This window comes from Nonlabens spongiae, from assembly GCF_002117125.1.
GTDB lineage: Bacteria > Bacteroidota > Bacteroidia > Flavobacteriales > Flavobacteriaceae > Nonlabens > Nonlabens spongiae.
Genome location: NZ_CP019344.1, coordinates 2,877,882 through 2,899,985, shown reverse-complemented (window position 1 = coordinate 2,899,985; position 22,104 = coordinate 2,877,882). Strand labels below are relative to the sequence as shown.

At 40.2% G+C, this 22,104-nt stretch carries 20 protein-coding genes and 1 tRNA gene; 7 read left to right on the top strand and 14 right to left on the bottom strand.

Translation table 11 applies throughout. The annotated features are described in order from the left end of the window. Nucleotide 1: 1 nt before the first annotated feature. From BST97_RS13250 to BST97_RS13210, 9 genes are all read right to left on the bottom strand, one after another. The gene (locus tag BST97_RS13250) at nucleotides 2-1,582 is read right to left on the bottom strand and encodes a type IV secretory system conjugative DNA transfer family protein (RefSeq protein WP_085767688.1); all 1,581 of its coding nucleotides are present in this window, start codon (nucleotides 1,580-1,582) and stop codon (nucleotides 2-4) included. 5 nt (nucleotides 1,583-1,587) lie between these two features. Beyond that, the gene (mobB, locus tag BST97_RS13245; RefSeq protein ID WP_085767687.1) at nucleotides 1,588-2,619 is read right to left on the bottom strand and encodes a MobB family relaxase; all 1,032 of its coding nucleotides are present in this window, start codon (nucleotides 2,617-2,619) and stop codon (nucleotides 1,588-1,590) included. A 38-nt stretch (nucleotides 2,620-2,657) separates the two neighbouring features. Next, entirely contained in the window at nucleotides 2,658-3,056 is a 399-nt protein-coding gene (locus tag BST97_RS13240) for a BfmA/BtgA family mobilization protein (RefSeq protein ID WP_211277436.1), read from the bottom strand. Between the two features lie 444 nt (nucleotides 3,057-3,500). Then, on the bottom strand, nucleotides 3,501-3,698 hold the full coding sequence (locus BST97_RS16170; protein ID WP_072316413.1) for a hypothetical protein: 198 nt from the start codon (nucleotides 3,696-3,698) through the stop codon (nucleotides 3,501-3,503). Between the two features lie 11 nt (nucleotides 3,699-3,709). Then, complete coding sequence (locus BST97_RS13230) at nucleotides 3,710-4,090, bottom strand: DUF6876 family protein (protein ID WP_085767685.1); 381 nt, start codon at nucleotides 4,088-4,090, stop codon at nucleotides 3,710-3,712. A gap of 76 nt (nucleotides 4,091-4,166) precedes the next feature. Beyond that, nucleotides 4,167-4,511 carry a single-stranded DNA-binding protein gene (locus tag BST97_RS13225; RefSeq protein ID WP_085767684.1) on the bottom strand — a complete coding sequence of 115 codons (345 nt, stop codon included), beginning with the start codon at nucleotides 4,509-4,511 and terminating at the stop codon, nucleotides 4,167-4,169. 790 nt (nucleotides 4,512-5,301) lie between these two features. After that, on the bottom strand, nucleotides 5,302-6,138 hold the full coding sequence (locus BST97_RS13220; protein ID WP_085768264.1) for a DUF932 domain-containing protein: 837 nt from the start codon (nucleotides 6,136-6,138) through the stop codon (nucleotides 5,302-5,304). 265 nt (nucleotides 6,139-6,403) lie between these two features. After that, the gene (locus BST97_RS13215) at nucleotides 6,404-8,191 is read right to left on the bottom strand and encodes a ParB/RepB/Spo0J family partition protein (protein ID WP_085767683.1); all 1,788 of its coding nucleotides are present in this window, start codon (nucleotides 8,189-8,191) and stop codon (nucleotides 6,404-6,406) included. A 393-nt stretch (nucleotides 8,192-8,584) separates the two neighbouring features. Beyond that, a tRNA-Leu gene (locus tag BST97_RS13210) sits at nucleotides 8,585-8,666 on the bottom strand. Between the two features lie 200 nt (nucleotides 8,667-8,866). Between BST97_RS13210 and BST97_RS13205 the strand changes: the two genes are divergently transcribed. The 5 genes from BST97_RS13205 to BST97_RS13185 all read left to right on the top strand — a co-directional run bounded on the left by BST97_RS13205 (nucleotide 8,867) and on the right by BST97_RS13185 (nucleotide 15,513). Further along, nucleotides 8,867-10,252: a dipeptidase gene (locus BST97_RS13205; RefSeq protein ID WP_085767682.1), complete on the top strand. Its 1,386-nt coding sequence runs from the start codon at nucleotides 8,867-8,869 to the stop codon at nucleotides 10,250-10,252. 118 nt (nucleotides 10,253-10,370) lie between these two features. Then, the gene (locus tag BST97_RS13200) at nucleotides 10,371-11,618 is read left to right on the top strand and encodes a DoxX family protein (RefSeq protein WP_085767681.1); all 1,248 of its coding nucleotides are present in this window, start codon (nucleotides 10,371-10,373) and stop codon (nucleotides 11,616-11,618) included. A gap of 135 nt (nucleotides 11,619-11,753) precedes the next feature. Beyond that, complete coding sequence (locus BST97_RS13195) at nucleotides 11,754-12,119, top strand: BlaI/MecI/CopY family transcriptional regulator (RefSeq protein ID WP_085767680.1); 366 nt, start codon at nucleotides 11,754-11,756, stop codon at nucleotides 12,117-12,119. A gap of 1 nt (nucleotide 12,120) precedes the next feature. Next, nucleotides 12,121-14,301 carry a M56 family metallopeptidase gene (locus tag BST97_RS13190; protein WP_085767679.1) on the top strand — a complete coding sequence of 727 codons (2,181 nt, stop codon included), beginning with the start codon at nucleotides 12,121-12,123 and terminating at the stop codon, nucleotides 14,299-14,301. Between the two features lie 114 nt (nucleotides 14,302-14,415). Next, a complete protein-coding gene (locus BST97_RS13185) occupies nucleotides 14,416-15,513 on the top strand; it encodes a DUF4407 domain-containing protein (protein ID WP_085767678.1) in 1,098 nt (365 codons plus the stop codon). Nucleotides 15,514-15,806: 293 nt separating this feature from the next. Here BST97_RS13185 and BST97_RS13180 read toward each other — a convergent pair whose 3' ends face one another. Continuing rightward, a complete protein-coding gene (locus BST97_RS13180; RefSeq protein ID WP_085767677.1) occupies nucleotides 15,807-16,835 on the bottom strand; it encodes an App1 family protein in 1,029 nt (342 codons plus the stop codon). Nucleotides 16,836-17,266: 431 nt separating this feature from the next. On the opposite strand from BST97_RS13180, the gene BST97_RS13175 reads away from it, so the two are divergent. After that, nucleotides 17,267-17,767, top strand: coding sequence for a DUF2306 domain-containing protein (locus BST97_RS13175; protein WP_085768263.1), 501 nt, complete (start codon nucleotides 17,267-17,269; stop codon nucleotides 17,765-17,767). 137 nt (nucleotides 17,768-17,904) lie between these two features. Then, nucleotides 17,905-19,275 carry an oxygen-independent coproporphyrinogen III oxidase gene (gene hemN, locus BST97_RS13170; RefSeq protein ID WP_085767676.1) on the top strand — a complete coding sequence of 457 codons (1,371 nt, stop codon included), beginning with the start codon at nucleotides 17,905-17,907 and terminating at the stop codon, nucleotides 19,273-19,275. Between the two features lie 259 nt (nucleotides 19,276-19,534). On the opposite strand, the gene BST97_RS13165 is transcribed toward hemN, so the two are convergent. The 4 genes from BST97_RS13165 to BST97_RS13155 form a co-directional block, all read right to left on the bottom strand. Next, a complete protein-coding gene (locus BST97_RS13165) occupies nucleotides 19,535-20,800 on the bottom strand; it encodes an aminotransferase class I/II-fold pyridoxal phosphate-dependent enzyme (RefSeq protein WP_085767675.1) in 1,266 nt (421 codons plus the stop codon). 122 nt (nucleotides 20,801-20,922) lie between these two features. Continuing rightward, on the bottom strand, nucleotides 20,923-21,087 hold the full coding sequence (locus BST97_RS15880; RefSeq protein WP_157111677.1) for a hypothetical protein: 165 nt from the start codon (nucleotides 21,085-21,087) through the stop codon (nucleotides 20,923-20,925). Next, nucleotides 21,084-21,266, bottom strand: coding sequence for a hypothetical protein (locus BST97_RS13160; RefSeq protein WP_085767674.1), 183 nt, complete (start codon nucleotides 21,264-21,266; stop codon nucleotides 21,084-21,086). The genes BST97_RS15880 and BST97_RS13160 overlap by 4 nt, the downstream gene beginning before the upstream one ends. A gap of 130 nt (nucleotides 21,267-21,396) precedes the next feature. After that, nucleotides 21,397-22,104 carry a sulfite exporter TauE/SafE family protein gene (locus tag BST97_RS13155; RefSeq protein WP_085767673.1) on the bottom strand — a complete coding sequence of 236 codons (708 nt, stop codon included), beginning with the start codon at nucleotides 22,102-22,104 and terminating at the stop codon, nucleotides 21,397-21,399.

Below are 22,104 nucleotides of genomic sequence, written 5' to 3'. Positions count from 1 at the left end.
ATCAGCTAAATATCGACCGCACTTCATTATAAACCCGCTCAAAATTAACATTCATATCAGCACTTGAATATTGTTTGGCTTCTTGTGGTAGTTGCCTGTTGATTTTAGATAGTTTGAATTGCACCTTTTTATCTTTCCCATCTGCATAGGTTATAAACTCGCCTTGCTTTAATCTAAAAAACACATCTGCCCGAATCTTTGGAATTTCCTTTTCGCCCGTGGTAATGCGTGTATCAAAATCCAGATTATGTCCTCGACTTATACTCTTGGTCGGGTTCTTTATAATTTCAAAAAAGCGTTCGTAATATTTAGCGGTATCTGGGTCGTTAACTTTGCCAAAAAATTGATAGGACAGATTGCTCAATATCGCTTTGCTCGCCTTATCACCATACATCATATCGTTTTGGATTTTGTCCTGCATCACGTAAATAGTAGCGATATCGTAACTACGTAACGTTGCCGGAATTCGGTGCATATTCAACAATCGGATGGTAGGCGCTTCTTCCATCAACAAAAATGATGGTTTTGAATTTCGCACACTCATTTGCTTGGTAATGGTGTGAATTATTGTGGCAATTACGGGTGAATAGGACGTCTCAAATTTGGGATTGTTCACAATTGAAATTACTGCTGGATTTTCTGAACTATTGATATTAAGCGGAACTTCATCTGCCGATAGTGCCATAAAAATCCGTTGTGTGCTAATTCGCTTTAGCGCATTGGCCAAAGTACTTTTTACGCCAGCCGTTTGCCTATCCGAATCCTTGCCGCTTATAAAAGCATCTGCCATTGCCCTCGATGTGGTATTGGTTTCCAAGAACTGAATAAGGCTATCCGTGTCCAGATATTGGTAAATGGCAATCAAATGTGGAAGAGTACAAAACTCAGGATAGGTGGTTTTCAGTTTCCAAATCAATCCACCAATCAAACCTTCAGCTGCATCGTTAAAGAATTTTGTCGTGCCAGTTGTACCACTTTCTCTTTGCTCTAAAAGGTTTTCGATTAATACCCTTGACACTTCGTTTACGCTTTCCTCATTCTCTAAATAGCGTGGCGCAATGGGATTTACCCTGTGGATGATTTTATCAAAGGAAATGACCTTAAACGGGATATCGCTATCCTTGAAAATCGGGTAAGCCATTTCCGTAAGTTCAAAATCCTTATAGTCGTGAATGATTCCGCAGAAGTTCTCTTTCCAGAAGTGTTTCAAAAATCCATAGACAACGCTTTCGGTCTTTCCACTTCCGGCAGAACCGATGATGGATGCACCCCGTTTGATGTTATCCAATTTGAAAATTCCCTTGGTGGTGGCAAAGCTGACCTGATATTTGCAATCGCCATTTGTCGGCTTGTCAGTTTTATGCAGGAACACATACATTCCTATGTTAATTAATATGAGAGGGCAAACCAGATAGAGGGTAATAAGATTCAATGTGTTTTCCTCGTTCAAATAAAATACCATCGTACCAAGCACGAGAAAATTGAAGATGAATGCATACCTACTTACCCGAAACATCAGATAGAAAACAATACTGACCAGACCAATAATTGAAAGTGTCGTTATGAGATTATCTATTTGCATAACTTTTAAATTCCTATGGAACTCGATTTAATTGCTATTTCAGCACCACGTCTTAACCGTTTAAGAACTCGAAGAGCAATCTGTGTTTGACTAACTGGAATATTTGGCACTATGGGCAATCCGGTTTTTGCTATCATTTTAAAAGCCAAGGCTTTTTCGTTAGTTGGTAGTTTCATCAAGGCGGCGAAATAGAGATTGGGATTTTTTACAAAATCCTTTCGGGCTTTGTAGGTCTCGGCAAAGTTTCGTTTATAGCCAAAAGTCTTATCGAATGATTTTTCTGCTCTTTCAAAAAACTTGTCTCGGTCAAAACCACGTTTTACGGTTTCCCCATTCAACTTTACATCGGATGCTTTGTATTTGCTTCCGGGCGATAAACTGAATCTGTTGGACGCATCCTTACGGCTCACAATAATATGGATATGGCTTTGGTTTCCATCTTTTCGCATTCCCTGGACAATCCGTTTACCATTTTGCTGGTGGGGCGCTTGGCGTTCCAATTTTGCTATTTCTTTTTTCATCTTTTTAAAATTCCCCTCAGCTCGTCCTTCTTTTACATTTCGGATTTCGGTTTTTAGCTGAAGAATTTTCGTAGCATACGGTTGGTTCTCTTTTACCTGAAAATCTGTTCCCTTAAAGGTGCGTTGATGCTCTATTTTTACATAGTATTTTATGTCATCGATTTTAACAGGTCGCCCTTTGATTTCCCTATTGAATGAAGCCACATAATCTTTCATCAGCTCTCTGGTGTATCGTTTTAAATCTCGGCTACTGTTCTGAAGTTTTCGTAATTCATATTTTGATGGACTCACGGTAATTGAATAGAATCTTGGTTCGTGTTTTTCCAATTTTGCGGTATTCCCATCAATTTCCTTAATGACTTCCTCAGCAGAAATCTCATCGCCATATTGATTGAAAAAATGTTCCATATCCTGTTGTTCCAGACCTTGATTTTCTTTCTCTAAATACCCAACAAAATCTGCTGAACTTTTGGAAAAGTTACCGCCCATTTTTTGAGGTGTTATTGTGATATACATAGCTGAAAAAATTATAGTTCATTCTTAATGTTTCGCTTTTACCGCTTCGCTCTCTCTTCGTTCGTGAATCTCATAGACTCGATTTCGCGAAAGCGTACTTCTTTCTTTTCTTCGGCATATTTCTTTTCAACTATCAATGGTTTTTTGTTGGGTTCTTCCATCACAAAAAGGGATTGCAACATTGCGACCGTAGGCTTGGTTTGTGTCTTTTCTACATCACGCATTATGGCGATGACCGCATTGATTCTTTTGAGCAATTTAGCTTCGATAGTACGTCCGGTTGGTCCTAATTTTTCCTTTGGGGAAATCTCGTTATAGAGGAAAAAATCGAGGATGTTTTCCATCGCTTCGGTGTGCGTTTTAAAGTGCATTTTTGAAAATTCTTGAAACCGCTTGGCAGTTTTTCGTTTGAACCTGATAGTGATGAATGAATCCATTTCCTTCCGCTTTTTTAAAAATTTGACGTAAATCCATCCCTATTTACTGGTCTTCCAAGACCATTTGACGTAAATTGTTGGAAATTTTAAATCCTGTTTGTTTTTAAATATTTAAAAATCAACGGATTAAAACGAAAATGGAATACGTAACGCGGCGCAGCCCGTTACCCTCTTGCTATTCCTTTTCGTCACGCGCAAGCGTGACAAAAATCCATACAATCCGGCTAAAAAGCCGATTGCCATTTTCAGGGAAAATGATTTTCCGATATGTTATTTTTCGATGTGTAAGGCTATCGGCGAAAGTCGAAAAGTGGATAACCCTGCTTTAATTTGAATGCTGAATTTCAGCGAAATAAAGATAGTGATTTTTTCTTGATGTAGGATTAATTACAAACAAAAACACCTCTGAAAATTCAGAGGCGTTTACCTTATTGTTTCAAAATTTCATATGTTAAATACATAGGTGTAAGAATATAAATTCCGAAGTGCTTCTTCCTCTATCATCGTTTCAAAACAGCCATAATTTTCTTTAACGTATTTGCGAATGCTATCCCCAAATTTTCGTTTCACATCTTCTTTGGACGTTTCCAAAAGTCGGTTTTGAGCTTCCTCGCTCAAGTCTGTAAAATTAAGATACACCATAGCTGAAGATTTTAATATTCACTTAGTAACATCAGCGTATCATTTACAAAAAACAACCGCAGCTCATCTATTGGAAAATCGGTGGCACGATAACCGTGTTTTTCCAAAATAGTATCGTTGCCATCGCTATAAATTATCTCGGCTTCGTAACCCGAATAATCCTGTTTTTCTTCGGGCAATCTTTTAAAATCGATAGTGATAAATTCACTTCGGTTCATCAGACTTTTTGCAATTACGGATGTGTCGGTAATGAGCCAAAAACATTCGGCAACTTCCGAAAGGTATTTCAAACCGTCTGTAAATCGTGTTTTCAATAGCGGTATTTGGTAGAACATTTCTGTTCCCGTAAAATGTTGCAACCGCTCTTTTAATTCGTTAACTTTCGCTTTCATTGTGCATATATTTAATGTGTGAATAATGAAAAAGAGGGCGCAACTTTCGAGAGGAACGCCCTCTTTCATTTTAAGATTACTTATCGCCTTTACTTCCGAGTAAAAGGATTTCGTCGGCTACCACTTCGGTAACATAGCGTTGGTTTCCATCGTCCGTGGTGTAAGTTCGGGTCTTTAGTTTGCCCGTGATTCCTACTTCTTTTCCTTTCTCAACATATTTCTCAACGATTTCAGCGGTCTTGCCCCAAGCCACAACGGTATGCCAGTTGGTGTCCGTTTGCTTTTCGCCTTTGCCGTCTTTGTAGTACTCGTTTGTAGCGAGTGAGAAGCGGGCTACTTTCTTACCGCTTTCAAGGTTCGTAATGGTTGGCTCTTGACCAACGTTTCCAATCAACTGTACGTGATTTCTAATAGTACTCATAATACATTGTTTTAAATGCCCTTTACAGGCTTGATTAATATTTCCCTTTTCAATTCAGATTAAATTTTAAGGGGTGTTTGTTCTTTTCTTTCGTGCATCGCACAATGGATAGAGTGGGTTTTGTCAAGACTTTTAGGATAAAATCAGGTGTGTCTGCGACGTAGTAATCACGCCATAGGCGGATTCAAGGAAGTAGATACCTTATTTTTCACTAAAACTTGTACAGTCTTGACAAGTTCCATAAGGGCATTAGCAATTCTTTTGAATCCGGTTACGATTTGAGCGTACCGACAGTTAAGCGAAATGAGTGGCTGGGTTTAACCCGCCTGACCGGACGGGCAGGTGTAGAATTGGTTATGCACTGCCTGTTTTTCGATGCCCCCGAAAAACAACAAAGGCTTTATCCATTATAAACCCCTTAAAATGTATAAGACAGCGGTTTGGTTTTTAAGGATTTTCGAGTGAGGGCTCAAGAAGACCGCGCCGAAAATCCCGTCAAGAAAACCGAAGTGATGGCTTTCCGATGAAAAAAGCGGACTTCGTTCCCTATTTCGGATTGGGAATGAAGCGTCCCTTCCCAGCGTAGCGGGCAGGGTTAGCGAAATGAAAAGTAGAAATCGGGTACGGTGTCCAAGACCCCTGTAGTGAAGCTCTTTTCCCGAAATGTAGTGGATTCCTGCTTTTTCAGCAGGAAACCGTGGAATGTAGGGGAATGTGCTGAGTGGGAAAGTAAATGCTTATCATATATTTAGTCATCCAGTTTAAGGTACTGGACAAACCTTTATTTAATTTATGCCATAGCATAGACTTCATCAAACAGCTTTTTATCCAACCGTTCTTGTAGGCCGAAGCTTTTCTTCAATACATTATGAAGTACAGAATTGAATGCATTGTAACCCAGCCAAAGATTCGGTTCTTCATTGAGCAACAAGGCTTCATAATTTAAAATTTCGATAACCTCACGAGACTTCTTTGAAGGGTCGCTGTTCTTGTCGCTACATTCGTATCTAAAAAGTTTTGTTTTATCGAGAATTGCTTTTACAAATTCTTGTGTGTCGATGATTTTAAAATCTTTCATCTTATCGAACTTCTTGGTAATGGCATAGAACTCATTGTCCAGAAACTTGTCAAAAAGATTTTTTAGCCTTGGCATAATGAGGTGTGTATTATTCTTACTATGCTTGATGGAAAACTCAATTTCTGCCTGAGAGACGTGCAGACCATTTGAGCACACTTCTCTATAAAACCCGAAATGGCCAGAGGTCTTGTCGCTACCATCATACGAGTTCTTAAACCGAAGCATCGGCAGTATCAAGTCCTTGTCGTTCTTGACTGTAAATTGGCTTTTATCGTCAATAATAAAATCTGTAATGAACGATCTATCATTTTTGTTAATAGTTCGTTTGTGGAAGTTCAGTTGTGCATCGGTCAACATTTCTTCAGCTTTCCTGAAGAACAATTGATTCGGAATGTGCCCGTAACTGTTCGATACCACGTTAACGATTTTTCCATTTGAGATGATGGCATTTTCAAGCCCTCGTCGGGATTCCATCTGGGTCAAGGTTCTTAAGGATTTCATTTCTGATGAAACAAAGATTTCATCCTGTTGCAAATTTTGTAAATACATAGCTTTTGAATTTAGATTAAACAATATTTGAGCAGTACCCAAACGGAAGCTAAAATCACAGCTCAAAAGGAAACGGAATAAATGAGAAGAGGGATGTGCGCAACGTCTTTATGCCGTAGTCTTTTGATGGGTGTATTTTACGAGTTTACCTTTGCGCTAACTATTGATTGATAACCCCTTCCTGATAAATACATTTTTTTAGGCACTATCATAAAAAAGAAGAAGGGCCAGCACGAATGCCGACCCTTCTTCAAAACAACAAAAGCTAATCGTTGAGTTCCTGAATTTTCTTTTCAAGAATTGCGATACGCTCTTTCAAACGTGCTTCACGCTTGTCTCGTTTTTCGGCATATTCCTTCTCAATACTGGCAATCTTGGATTTGTAATATCCTTGCATTGCATTGTAGAATGAAATATTCGTCAAATTATTTACGTGATTGCTTTCGCCAAAATGAACTTGCTTGGTTAGCATATACCGTATCAATTTGTGAAAGGTTTCCTTTTTGAATTTCTTCTTGAAATTCTCGACCATTTCAACCTTAGTCATCTTGGACGTGTTGCCCAAGAACTTTGTGAAATACTTTTGTTGGCTCAAATAGTCCACATTATTTTCAAAAAGCGATATCGAGAATGCCACCATTTCTTCTGTTGAAAGTGTCTTCTTCGTATCGATGTATTTAGTCTCTCGAATCATCTGAACTACTTCCTCGAACTGTTTGTTGTTCTCAATCTGCTTCTTACGGATTTCCCTTTCGTTGATTTTAACGATTTGTTCCTCAGGTGTACAATCTGCCATTTTCCTATTGGCCAATGGTGCTGAATACTCAGTTGAGTCATCTTTTGATTTCTCGATTATCTTGACGAAGACAATTTTGTGTTGGTACGTCTCCGGATGGAACACGATGCCGTTTACAAATCCATTGTCAGTTGCTGAATTGTAATTTTTCAATTCTTCTTCGAAGTTCTGAATTGCTTCCTTAAATTCAGCTTTTAATTCATCTTCTGAATAATCGTAATGTTGATATTCTATTTTGATGGCCTCAATTGTTGGCTCAATCGGATTCTCTATAATTTCAACATCGTCCAGTAAATAAACTTTCAATCCGTTCTTTACCAATTGGGATATAATGAGCTTATTGTTTTCGTCATCTGCCCAATACTGTCGTATTTCAGGAATTAGAAGGATATTCTCTTTCTTGGATTTTTCAATCAGGTTCAAGAGCGATTTGCTTTTCTTCGTTTCAAAACAGGCTGCTTTCGTACAGACCATCTTTCCTTCGCCGAACAGATTGCCTTGATTTGCGGCATTGAAAGGACATTCAACACAAGACCCAGCTTTTGGGACCAATTTTTTATCGGCTACATCAAAAGATGCTTTTTCCAAATAGTATGTCTGGTCTTTAATCATCCTGTTTATCTGATGTGCATTAAAATCCTCGCCCATCGTTTCCAACATCATCTGTTGCTCTTCCGGTTCAAAAAGTGCCACGCCTACGCCCAAGGAAATGGTCATTTCGCCATTGCGTACAAAATGCTTGAAACCATCAATTAATCCGGCCAGTTTCAAACGCTGTCTGATGAAGTTATCCGTTCTACCCAATCGCTTCGCAATTTCGGTAGGTGAATACTTCTCACTTAGGTAAGCAATCGCATCGGCTTCTTCGGTCGGTTCAACATCCTGTCTTTGCAGGTTTTCGATGATTTGAACTTCCAGAACATCATTGTTCTCATAAGTTCTTACGATACAGGGTACGGTCTTTTTTCCTGCAAGCTTGCTCGCACGATATCGGCGTTCGCCCATCACGATGATATAATGGCCATTTAGTTGCCTTACCGTGATTGGCTGCAACACACCGTGCTTTTCGATACTCTCAGAAAGCTGCTGCAAGGCATCATCATTAAAAGTTTTTCTGGGCTGTTCAAGGTCAGGCTTGATTTTACCCAATGGTAAGTTCTGAATTTGAAGTACTTCGGATTTCTTTCCGTTTACTTCTTTCTTGGCAGTAGATTTCGCTCTACTGCGCTTCATTTTGGTACTCGCTTTTGTTGTCATAATACTCAAATTTTTGATTAAACAATATTTGAGCAGAAACCAAACGGAAGATAAAATCTTGGCTCAAAAGGAAACGGAATAAATGAGTAGGGGAAGAAGCGTTGGCTTTATGCCGTAGTCTTTTGATGGAAGTATTTTACGAGTTTACCTTGCGTGTATATTGTATGATAATAAACCCCTCAAACGAAGAACAGAGGTTGAGATAACCTAAAATTTATTAATCCTCAATACAGAAAATAGGATTTGTTATCAAATGAATGGATATAGTACTAAAGCCAATTCAGTTCTGAAAAAAGGTAAAATGTTGTACCTATGTTGTACCCAAGGTCAAAAATCGTGAAGAAAATCCCATTTTTTAAAATGAAAAAGCCGAAGATTTCTCTTCGGCTTTTGTGCGGATGACAGGAATCGAACCTGCACACCTCGCGGCATCAGATCCTAAGTCTGACGTGTCTACCAGTTCCACCACATCCGCATTTTAAATATTTTAACACTTTTTCTTAGGTTAAATCCTAAGTCTAGCGTGTCTACCTCCCGATAGCTATCGGGATCCACCACATCCGCTTACTGGTATTTTCCCTAAGGGACGGCAAATATACATACTTTTCATTTATTACAAATTCTTAGGCATAAAAAAAATCAGCAGCTTCTTATCTTTACGTCAAATCACTTTTCATGAATACAAAACCATACGTAGAACAACACAAAGACCGATTCATCCAAGAGCTCATTGACTTGCTCAAAATTCCATCCATCAGTGCCGATCCAGCTTATAAAGAAGATGTAATTCTTACCGCTGACAAAGTCAAGGAGGCTCTTGAAAAAGCGGGTTGCGATAAGGTTGAAATTTGTGAGACGCCCGGTTATCCGATTGTTTATGGAGAGAGAATAGTGGACGAGAAGTTGCCTACGGTTTTGGTTTATGGTCATTATGATGTACAACCGCCAGATCCTATCAACTTATGGGACAGCCCTCCTTTTGAGCCCGTGATTAAAGAAACAGAAACCCATCCCGATGGAGCCATTTTTGCGAGAGGAGCCTGTGACGATAAAGGGCAAATGTATATGCACGTCAAAGCTCTGGAGTACATGACTCAAAACGATGAACTCCCCTGCAACATCAAATTCATGATCGAGGGCGAGGAAGAAGTGGGTAGCGAGTCACTGGGCTGGTTCCTAGAGCGCAATCGAGAAAAATTGGCAAATGATGTCATCCTCATTTCAGATACGGGCATGATCTCAAAAGATGTTCCCAGCATTACGACTGGATTACGAGGGTTGAGCTATGTAGAAGTAGAAGTTACCGGACCTAACCGCGACCTCCATTCTGGACTTTACGGCGGTGCAGTGGCAAACCCTATCAACATTCTATGCGATATGATTGCACAGCTCCACGACGAGAACAATCATATCACCATTCCAGGATTTTACGATAAGGTTGAGGAACTGAGCAAGGAGGAGCGCGCAGAAATGGCTAAAGCACCATTCAACCAAGAGGCCTACAATAAAGCGCTTGACATTAACAAAGAACATGGTGAAAGTGGTTACACTACAAACGAGCGCAACAGCATACGCCCTACCCTAGATGTAAACGGTATTTGGGGAGGCTACACGGGTGAAGGAGCTAAAACCGTGATCCCAAGTAAAGCATTTGCCAAAATATCCATGCGCCTCGTACCTGATCAAGATTGGAAAGAGATCACCCAGTTGTTCAAGCAGCATTTTGAGTACTTGGCTCCAGAGAGCGTCACGGTAAAAGTAAAACCTCACCACGGCGGTACGGCCTACGTGACACCTATTGATTTTGTAGGTTATCAAGCGGCAAGCAAGGCTTATGAAGATACTTTTGGAAAGACTCCTATTCCTCAGCGCAGCGGTGGATCCATACCTATCGTGGCATTATTTGAGAAGGAATTGCACTCAAAATCCATTCTCATGGGCTTTGGACTGGACAGCGATGCGATCCACTCCCCTAACGAGCATTTCGGGATCTGGAATTACCTAAAGGGGATTGAGACCATACCGCATTTTTACAAACATTTTGCTGCGATGAATAGCTAGGAGATGTAGCCAGCTAGCAAGAGTTATTCTTGTCTTGATCTCGCTTTCGCGAAAGCGAGACCATATTTTGAAACATTTTGTTAATTTTCAGGTCTTACTAGGGAATTAATAGAATACCATGCAAGAACAAAAACCTGAACAAGCGGAAGAGTGGAATCTCTTATCAAAACTTGCCTTCAGGTTTTTGTTTTTATTTATCTCACTGTTTATAACCTTTTTATTTTTAAGATGGTTGATCGATCCATTGCTGGCGTGGATAGGAGAATCGATATTCGGTCTATCTGAAAACTTGAGTAGGGTTTCCAGTGGTAGTGGGGATCGCACGATGGACTACCTTGCCGTGTTCCTGCAAGCCATTCTTGCGGTTACAGGTGTGATTGCATGGAGTTTAATAGGTCGCAAGAGAAATTCGCATAGAAAACTGAGGTTTTGGTTCATGAGCTTGTTGCGGTTATTTGTCGCGGCGGTCATGCTGGTGTACGGTTTTGCAAAAGTATTTTTGATTCAGTTTCAAACTCCTAGCCTTACCTTACTCGTACAACAAGTAGGCGAGATGTCTCCCATGGGACTGGCGTGGACCTTTATGGGGTTCAACCCAGTTTACACCATTTTCACGGGATTGCTTGAAGTTTTTGCTGGGCTGTTTCTTATCTTCAGGAGGACTAAAACACTAGGCGCTCTACTCACTCTGGGTGTTATGGGACATGTCGCAGTCATGAACCTGTGTTTTGATATTCCCGTGAAGATTTTTTCTTTGCATCTGGTATTAATGAGTCTGGTTTTATTAAGCGAAGACTGGAGATCGTTGTCTCATGTTTTCTTTGGTTCAAACAGAGCTCTTCCCAAAGTCAAATATCACGCTCTTCAACACACAGCGGTTTACCACAACATTGGTAAAATAAAAGGGATATTCACAGCCTTATTTTTATTCTTAATCACGTTTGTGGGCTTTTTCATTTTAAAACCCAAAATCGATCGCCAGCAGAAAAAATATCGTTTTTACGGTATTTATGAAATATCTGATTTTGAAAAGGAAGGTGACAATGATGAAGTAAGCTCTAGCCAGGATTGGCGATATGTTATTATAGAGCAGAAAAATAAGGCCAACATCAAATTCAGAGACAGCGTGAGCGCCTACCATCTAATTATAGATGAGAATATTCAAAAAGCTACCATCTACCATAAAGATGCGGATTCCATACCGCCGAATTTTGCCATCCAAAAACTAGAGAGTATAACTTATAGACTCAAAGGAAAAATCGGGCAAGACAGCTTGAAGTTTAAGATGCAGCGACTAGACCTCAAAAAGTTCCCACTAATTTCTAGAGGCTTCAGGTGGGTCAATGAGACTCCTTACAATCGATGATGATATAGAAAAACCAACGGCTTTAAACCTTTGCTATCTGATCGTTCCTGCTTAAAAGTAAAAATGAATTCATTCTACACTTGTAGAATTCAAATTTTATTCTACATTTGTAGATGTAATTCTATATCTGTAGAGATGAAATTATCAAAAAGTGAAGAAGAACTCATGAATCACCTCTGGAAGCAGAAGCGTGCATTTATGAAGGACCTACTGGAGTGTTATCCCGATCCCAAACCGGCAAACACTACCATTGCCACCTTGCTCAAACGCATGACCGATAAGGGATTTATCGCATACAAAACTTATGGTAAGAGTAGAGAGTATTATCCATTAATTGATAAAAACCGCTATTTCTCAAAGCAGGTAAATGGACTCATCAAAAACTTTTTCAACGACAGCGCCAGCCAGTTTGCCTCATTTTTTACAAAAGAAACAGAACTCAGTCAAGAAGAGTTGAAAGAGCTGCGTAAGATTATTGATGAACAGATAGAAAAGGAATGATATGGAATATCTCATCAAGTTTTCAATTGTTTTATTTAGCCTTTGGCTGTTTTACAAACTCGCTTTAGAGAATATAAGCTGGCATCATTTTAAGCGGTTTTATCTTTTGGGAAGTTTAGTTGTTTCAGCGATTATTCCTGTGATTGTGGTACGCATCACTCAGGTTGAGATTCCTAATCTTCCCTTAGATCCATTCATTTCTTCAACCCCACAGAACACTCAAGACCTGATACATGCATCAAGTATTGAAACCTCAAATGAATCGCACTTTGAGTGGATACATATAGTCTGGGTACTTTATGGCGTGGGAGTTATTTTGATGATCTATAGATTTCTCAAAAATTTAATGAGTTTAAAAGTATCTAAAAACGACACGATAAATACATGGAATTCAATTAAAATAGTCCGCAAAAAAGAGCTGGATGTTCCCTGCTCTTTTCTAAATAGAATTTATATTCCTGAGGGAATTAATGTGCCAGAGCATATTTTGAATCATGAGAAGGCGCACATTGATCAGCGACACAGTTGGGACATATTGTTTATTGAGACCCTATTAATTGTGTTATGGTTCCATCCTCTACTCTACCTCTATAAATATTCCATTAAGCTCAATCATGAGTTCTTAGCAGATCAAGCTGTGTTGAAAAATGGCTTTGACCTAAAAGTTTATCAGCAGAGCTTACTTTCTTATTTAGAAAGATCCAAAGCAAGCGCTTTAGTTCACACTTACAATTTTCCAATCATTAAAAAACGATTTACAATTATGAAAACCACTACTCAAACATACCTGGGAATACTTAGAATTTTGATATTAATTCCGGTAGTTGCAGCACTCGTTTACTCTTGTGGTCAGGAAAAGGAGGAGGCTGTGATTATTGATCACTCGATCAAAGTTGCTCCAGAAAATCAGGAGAATCATGTCTTCGGTTATGATGTTAATCCATATCAAAAAAAAGGTATTACAGTATACAATCAAGTTAAATATAAATATGAAATCCAAGATGATTTTACTGTACGCCTTTTCACTTTGAACGGAAAGGAAATTGATCAGAAACTAAATAAAATGGAACCGTTCATGAAATGGGACCCTAAGAAAGAGTTCGATCGACTCCTTAGAAATCCAGAAAAGACTGAAAAAGCAATCAATGATAAAAAGCTTATCGTACAACAGTCTGTAAAAGCCATGGACACCACGAGTACTACATTGAAGATTCTCACGAAAGATACTATGAGTTTGGATCAGTTGAAAAAAATCGATCCCGAAAAAATCTTATTGTCCAAATACTTTGAAAATGGTGTCGAGTATATCAATATTATGGACATTATTTCATTATCTGCCCCCTCTAAGAATGATATAATTTATATTGATAACAATAGCCCGAGTGGCAAGATCACGATACAGGGAAAAACTTATAGCTACACAAATGACGAATCTGGCATCAAAATTTTTGACCAAAATGGCGAGGAAATCAACTGGTACGAAAAAGGCTGGGACATCCGTGAAAGGCTGGTAGTCCCCACTAAAACCGAGATGGACAATCTAGACATAGGTCAGGCACTTAAAAATGGCTCTAAGATCTATAACAATGGAAAAGAACTTGCCCCATCGCAGTATCGTAAAATGGTAAATTTCGTTTCAGATTCGTTACGAGTGAAAAAAGAAAACGGAATCAATAATTATTATTTCTATGATTTGCGAGCTCGTGGTAAAGAGGATTGGAAGAATACGAAGTATTTCCAACAAAATAAGGACAATTCAATTGCCAATAACAAAAAGTACCCTGATACCATTACCTACATTAAAGATTTAAATAAGAAAGACGTAAAAGTTCCTGTTATAAAGGTCACAAGAGATTATGCTGATCAAATGCAAAAAAATCCAGTTGCCGCAACTATCCTCAGAGCGATGAAATTAAGATATGGGAATGAAGCTGCTTACTTCTTAGATGGATTGGAAACTCTTCCCGCTACTATAATGCTAGAAGCGTCTAATGAGCTTACACTCGGTTTTAAGGTTGGAAAGAGTGAAGATGGAAGACCTGCTTTATTTGCCGCTAAAGACCTACCCCACACTATGGAAGAATTACAACCCATGTATGGTAAACTCGTTGCTGGAATTGAAGATCGCGCTAACCAAAAAGAGTATGTGATCTTTGATGCAACAGGATCTACAAGAAAATAATTGGTTTAGTTTATTTGAGATACCAAATGCTTAAAAGAAAGGAGAGGTGAATAATCATTTCACTACCTTGCATAACATAATACGTAATCCAGCGTTAGTATTAAAATCCACGTTATGCAGTCCTTTTTTATCATGTGCAGCGGTGCAGATGCCTCCCTACTCAAGGAGTGCGGTGCCAGCGAGCGCCACAAGCACGCCGGCATAGGCGCCACCGTTTTCTTTACCGCGTTCATGGCGTTTATTGCTTCGGGTCATGCGCTGTACACCGTTTTTGATAATATTTGGACGGCTGTAGCTTTTGGGCTGGTTTGGGGACTTTTGATCTTCAATCTGGATCGGTATATCGTGAGTACGCTCAAGAAAAGCGGCAGTCGCTGGCGTGAAATCCTTCAGGCCGTTCCCAGATTGTTGCTGGCTATCATCATTGCCGTGGTCATCTCAAAACCTTTGGAACTTAAGATTTTTGAAAAGGAAATCGACCAAGTGTTGCTCGAGGAGAAAAACGCCATGACGCTCGATAATCAGGAGCAAGTGGCAGCGCTGTATGCTAGTGATCAGTCCGCTTTCGCGAAAGCGATACAACAACTCAAAGAAGAAATAGCAATCAAGGAAGCCGAGGTCAACGCACTCTACGCTACCTACATCGCAGAGGCCGAAGGCACGGCAGGCACCAAAAAACTGGGCAAAGGACCCGTGTATCAAGAAAAACGTGAGAAACACGACGCCGCATTAGCAGAACTTCAAGCCCTAAAAGCTACCAATGCTGATAAAATCGCTGCTCTCGAGGCTCAGATCGCCCAGTCCAAAATCGCCCAAGACCAGCAAATCGCAAGCAGTCAGCCCATCATCGACAACTTCGATGGACTCATGGCGCGCATTACCGCGCTCAACAAGTTGCCATTTTTCACCTCGTTTTTCATTTTCTTGCTGTTTCTAGCCATTGAGACCAGCCCCATCCTAGCCAAACTCATCGCTCCAGCCGGTGAGTATGACTTAAAACTTGCCGAACGTGAAGGCCGCGTGCGCAGTTGGGTCGCCCAGCAAAAAGCACAACGTGAGATTCTGCTCACCACAGATCGTGACGTCAACAACCGCGTCTATGCCGACATCGCAGAAGAACAGGAATTATATAATTACAAAAGAAAAATTGCCCGCGAACTCATGCAACAACAGGCCGATGCGTTTTATGAAAAGCAGCGTGGGGTGCTTTAGGAGTTAGGAGTTAGGAGTTAGGAGTTAGGAGTTAGGAAATCGATTTTTTCTAATACCAAGTTCCAAGGCATTTGAATTTTTTTTCCAAAATACACTCTTCACTATCAGCAAGCGATATTTCTTTATTTAATTTGGAGCTTGGAGCTTGGAGCTTGGAGCTTGGAGCTTGGAGCTAGGAGCTTGGAGTTTATACCAGTAACACCCCCAACCCCCTCGAGGGGGCTCGCTAAAGATTCAATAATATTTCAGCAATCTTGTATTTTGGAATTTGAATGTTTGAGGTTTGGAATTTTTCAAATGATCCACCCATTTTCCCTAGCATGGTCAACGGCAAACTTGGATTCATTAACCAGCAGCATGGGACAAATAGTAAAGCCATCGGCGAGGGATTTGATGCGGAGCACTTTTTTCTTGTGCTTCACCGACCTTAGATAAATTGCTAAAATTCTATCTGGATACTGCTCTGCCACCGCCATGTAATAATCGGCGTCGTGCTCGCCGCTATCGCCTATCAGAATAAACTTCATTTCGGGATAGTGTTTAATAATGTTGAGCAGCTGTTTTTCTTTATGCGGCTTCTTGAGTTTGGGCGTGCGGTCCCATGGCGTGGGAAAATCCCGAAGTAAAATTGGCCCTTTGGGAAATCCGTGAAAATCGAGAAACTTTTCCAAGTACTTGTACAAGTTCCACGGGCTGTTACTCAAATAAAACATGGGATTTTGCGCGGCACCAGACTTTCCTCTGTGCAGCAACTGGTAAAAACTCGCCGCACCCTTCAGTGGCAACCTGCGGTCGTAATTTTTGAAAAATGTGTTGAACGCCACGCGCAATTTGAGAAAACTCGTCACGCCGGTATGCATAATCGTGTCGTCTATGTCGCTTATCACGCCATACTCAGCGGTATCGGGAGGTATGAGGGATTCTCCAGGGAATTTATTTAGGGAGATGCGTTTTTGTTTTTTCGCTTTCGCGAAAGCGGAATTATCTTCATCAAATCCCACATGAAACGGCAAGTAGCCCTCATCATCAGTCTGTTTAACCAGGTCTTGATCTACGGGAATATCAAACAAGAAATAACCTTCATGATCAGCCTTAGTCTCAAACTTTTTTCCGTTTTTGAGCGTGAGGACGACCAGCGCATTGCGTATCTCGTCTGTGGCAAAGGTGCGCCAGGTGTTGCGTATGGTTTGATAGAGGGTTTGCTGTTCAAAATGTTTGAGTGGCTGATCTTCAAGGGCGCGACCCCTTATGTACAAGTGGTGCTTGCCGCTGTAGGTGCGATACACATCCAGAATCCAAGGATCTCGTTTAAAAAGTGCCATCTAGTCTTGAAAGGTAATGATTTACTTTTTTGTTGCCTTATTCTGCCGGATCGCAAACCAAATCGCCATCAAAAACAAAAACGAATACCAGATAAAAGCCCGATTGCGCTCTCCCATCGCAATTTTATAACCTATGATCCCAAGACAGATCACACACATCACAATTAACAACCGCCAAAACCAAGAAGGTATCATACCACGAGTTTTGGTGTAAAGTTAAGGGGTTTAGCTTGGAAAGCTTTCTTGATTAATAGAACATGAGTTGCTTTTCGGTAAGGGCAGGTTTAAACCTGCCCTTACTAGAGAGCTGGACACCTGACGACTTACATAGAAATGACATAATTTTCAGTTGAGTGCTATATTTTGACAACTCAGTCAGATAATATTTGAATAAAGTACCAGTAGATGCATTTTCACATTAAAACATGATCATGCCACAAGATTTCATAGGCTGGTTTCATACCATCGCCGCGATAATAGCACTTATTACTGGTAGCTTAGTCTTAGCCAAAACTAAAGGAAACAAATTACACAAAATTATCGGCTATATTTATGCTGTGAGCATGTTGATCGTTTGCGCCACGGCTTTTATGATTTATAAAGTTCATGGCCGTTTCGGAATTCTTCACTTCTTTGCGGTCATCAGTACAATCACGCTTTTCTTAGGAATGACTCCCTTACTCATAAAACGTAAAGCTGATTACATAGTCCAGCATTTGTCGTGGATGTATTGGTCCGTCATAGGATTATATTGCGCCTTTGCGGCAGAGGTTTTCACCCGACTCCCATTGATACTTGATATCCCAAATTCCTACGGAATCTTTTATGCTCTGGTAGGATTGTCTGCTGGGGCTGTGGGATTTGTGGGAAGTTTTTATTTCAAAAGGAAGAAGCGGGTGTGGGAGCGTACCTTTTCAAAAGTGTCTACTTGAAAAAAAGAACTAGTATTGAGACCTCTGAGGTTTTAAAAATCTCAGAGGTCTGCTTATGAAATTAACTAAGACTGACAAAAGTCATCAAATTACGCTCTCTGCCTCCTTTAGTTTTGTAACTTGATTTCAAAGAAGTTATGAAAGCATTTGATCCGCAATTGGTTGCCAAGTATAATGTCGCTGGACCTAGATATACCAGTTACCCTACGGTTCCTTACTGGGACAACACTACGTTTTCAGAAGAAGGATGGATAAATAGTTTGAATTTACACGCCAGCCAAGATTCCTCAAATGAAATCAGCCTTTATATTCATTTACCTTTTTGTGAAAGCATGTGTACTTTTTGTGGATGTACTAAACGCATCACAAAAAACCATACACTCGAGATTCCCTATATCAATGCGGTTCTGAAAGAATTTCAACTTTATTTAAACCAACTCACTTTTCAGCCAGTCGTAAAACAAATTCATCTGGGGGGTGGAACTCCTACTTTTTTCTCAGCTGAGAATTTGGGTAAATTGCTTGATGGTGTATTTGCTTTCGCGAAAGCGTCATCACAAACAGCCTTTAGTTTTGAGGGACATCCTAACAGCACCAGCAAGGAACATTTGGAACTTTTAAAATCATACGGTTTTAATAGAGTATGCTACGGCGTTCAGGATTATAACGAGACGGTGCAAAAAGCCATTAATCGCATCCAGCCTTTTGAGCATGTTCAACAAGCCACTCAAATGGCACGAGATGCCGGCTATGAATCGGTAGGGCATGATGTGATTTATGGATTGCCATTTCAGAACCTAGATCACGTCATCCACACTATTAATCAAACGATACGCCTGCGTCCTGATCGCATCGCATTTTATAGTTACGCACACGTACCTTGGATAAAAGGGAATGGTCAGCGCGGCTACGATGAAAAAGACCTCCCGACCGCGGCTGTTAAAAGAAAGCAATATGAGATAGGCAAACAGCTTCTTCTCGAGGCGGGATATGTTGAGATAGGTATGGATCATTTTGCCTTACCGACAGATGAGCTACACGATTCTATGCTGAATGGTTCTTTACACCGCAATTTTATGGGCTACACCTCTTCAAAAACTGAGGTGATGCTGGGGTTAGGCGTTTCTGCCATAGGCGATAGTTGGTACGGTTTTGCACAAAATGTAAAAACCTTGAAAGAATATTATGCTGCGCTTAGAAATGATAAGCTGCCCTTGTTGCGCGGGCATTTACTCAACGAGGAAGATTTGATCATACGCAAGCACATCTTGAACCTCATGTGCCGGTTTGAAACATCCTGGTCTGATCAAAACCTACGCTTTCCACAAATCCCAGATGTACTTATTCAATTAAAGGAACTGGAAAAAGACGGTCTGGTTGAGCTATTTCACGATCGCATTATCGTGACCGAAAGCGGTAAACCCTTCATCCGGAACATTTGTATGCCTTTTGACTTAAGGTTGCAACGCAAATTGCCCAAAGTACAACTGTTCTCCATGACGGTTTGATTTAAAAGTAAGCTTACCAACCATTGATTTAATTTCTTGAACAAAAAAGGAGAGCTTTGCAGAGCTCTCCTTTTAGTTTAATAAATAATGGTTCAATAAGTTAGCTGACAAATATACCCTTAATACAGCTTATAAATGACTGAGCTCTGTCTTGATGGATTCCGCTTTCGCGAAAGCGAGATCATCTTCATTTTCCTACCATAAAAACAGATCTGGAAATCACCTAAGTGGGTGACCTAAGTCACACAAAAATAATTTTTTAAGGGAAAACTAGTGGCTGAAATTCTACCTCGTGATGGTGGTAGAGATCTTCTAAAAATTTCCTGATCTTATCACCTCTCACATGATCCATAACCACGATTTTATACCAACTGGGATCATGGTGATTATCTGGAACGAGACCGTACTTGCCGCTGATCTCAGGTGTGATGTAATTTTTATGAATTGTTATGATGTTACTCCCCTCAAAATGAATGAATTTAACCTTCAAATTAGTTAAATGGGTCGCCAGCATTTTTGTTCTGTAGGCGAGTCGATCCACCTTTTCTTTCCAATCAAAAGGCCCATAATTGAACAAGATTTTATAGACTGCAATCGCGTTTGCCCCAGAGCGACTGCCTATGAGGGTGCAATCCATTCCAGAAACATACTGCGCAGTGTCAGTTAAAGTGTGATGCAAATTGCCTTTACGGATCAAAAAGAGACCGGTTCCATAAGGTGCTTGAAGCATTTTGTGTGCATCGAGCGAGAAGGAGGTAATACGATCGTCTTTGAAATTCAATTTTTGATCAGTAACCGTAAAGGGATACAAAAAACCTCCATATGCGCCATCTACATGCACTTTAACCTCAAAATTCTCGGCACTCAACTTATTCCAATAATCATCCAAGTCATCTACTGATCCGAACATGGTGGTCATCATGTTGCAGATCAAGATTATCTTATCCACTCCTTGAGCTTTGCAATTATCAATTTGTTTCTCTAGGCTTTGCTGCTTGATCTTGCGGGTGTTTTGATCTACCTCAACTTTAAAAATATGGAGGTTGAGAAGATCGGCTCCTTTATCAAAGGAATAGTGGGAGTCTGTTGAACAAATCACTGCAATAGAGCTGTAGTCTTTTCCTAGATCATATCTTTTCCTGAAATAATTGCGGTAGGTCCATAATGCCTGTATGTTCCCCTCAGTCCCTCCAGAGGACACGTAGCCATCCACACTTTCTGCATCGGCTCTTAAAATATCTTCACCAATGACTTTTATGACCTCAGCTTCTAACTTTTGGGTGCCTGAGAAAAAGTTCTCAGATTCTGACTCGTCTGTATGAACCCCTATGTGATTAGGATTAGCAACGAGGGTTTTGAGATAGGTACTGCCCTCAAGGATCTGAGAGTTTGAGGCAAATTCCTCACCGTCCAGATGCGATGCGGGTACACCCATAGCTAGGTCGTCATAGAAATTTACGTTTTGCTCAAGAGCTTCCTCTATATTCTGATTGATTTGGGCTTTGCTATATCTTCTCCAATTCATGTTTTATTATAATTTTTGAATTCCAGATGATTTTATGAAAATCACCTGCATTCAATGTAATGCAATCGTCATGACTGAACAAGAATCGGCTGGACAACATTTTTTGATTTTGAGTTAAAGCATTACTTTTTCCGCAATTTCTCATTGCGTTTTTTATGCCTACGAGCCTTTCTTACTTTAACAATGAGATATATCGCTATGATCAAAATGACTAAACCGTAGATTCCATAGCTTAAGGCAAAATCTTCCCAGCGTTCTGAACTCTGTAAAAGAATTTTAGAAATCATGTGTTCAGGGTTTTAGAGTCTGAATCAAGGTCAGTAGTTTTATCGTTTGTCTGATCAGCGGGTTTTGAGTTTACCATGTTGTAGATTACAGCCACTAAAACAATACATACCAGCGCAAAAACGCCTATCATGATGGTGCCGTTGCCCCAATTGGCTAAAGGAAGATTTGTAGTTTCCATATTTTAATTTTTAGATTTTTTCAAAAGTTGACCTGTAAACCACATCGAGCTCCATACCAACAGATCAATGGCTTTAAAGCTTATCTGATCTAGACAAGAATCAATCATAGACTTCAGTTTCTTTCTCATATCAATGACAGTTGTAGGTTGCTGAAACTTTTTCTACAGCGACATGATCTGAAGGAGAGATGTATTTAATTCCTAGACCCAATCCTCTTAAAATGAATAGCATTCCTACTAGCATTACTAAGACTGGAATCACTTTCAGGATCTTCTGTCTGATGCTTCCTTTTAAGAAGTTACCGATATAAGCAGCCGTGGTCATGAGCGGGACGGTTCCCAAACCAAAAACTGCCATGTAAGCAGCTCCATAGCCTGAACCGCCACTTGCCAGCGCTCCAAAAATCGCCATATACACCAGCCCACAAGGTAAAAAACCATTGAGCAAGCCTATGGTAAAAAAGCTAAACGGATCTTTTTTCTTGAGCTCTTTCCCCATACTGCTCTTGATCTTACCTACCCAGCTGTAAATAGGTCTTGAAAAATTATACCGGCCGACCGTTTTGGCCGGAATCAAAATTACCAAGATCATAGCAACTCCTATAAAGATAGAAAGTTGCTGCTGGATCCCAAACAGATTAAAACTGCGTCCGGCCAAGCCTATCAATGCTCCCAGCAAGGAGTAGGTCAACAGTCTACCACTGTGATAGCCTACAAGCTGGAAGAACCGCTTGGTTTTACTCTTACGATCCAGTGGTAGCAAAAAAGCAATAGGCCCGCACATGCCTACACAGTGCAAACTTCCCAATAACCCAAAAAGTAAAGCCGACCAGATCAT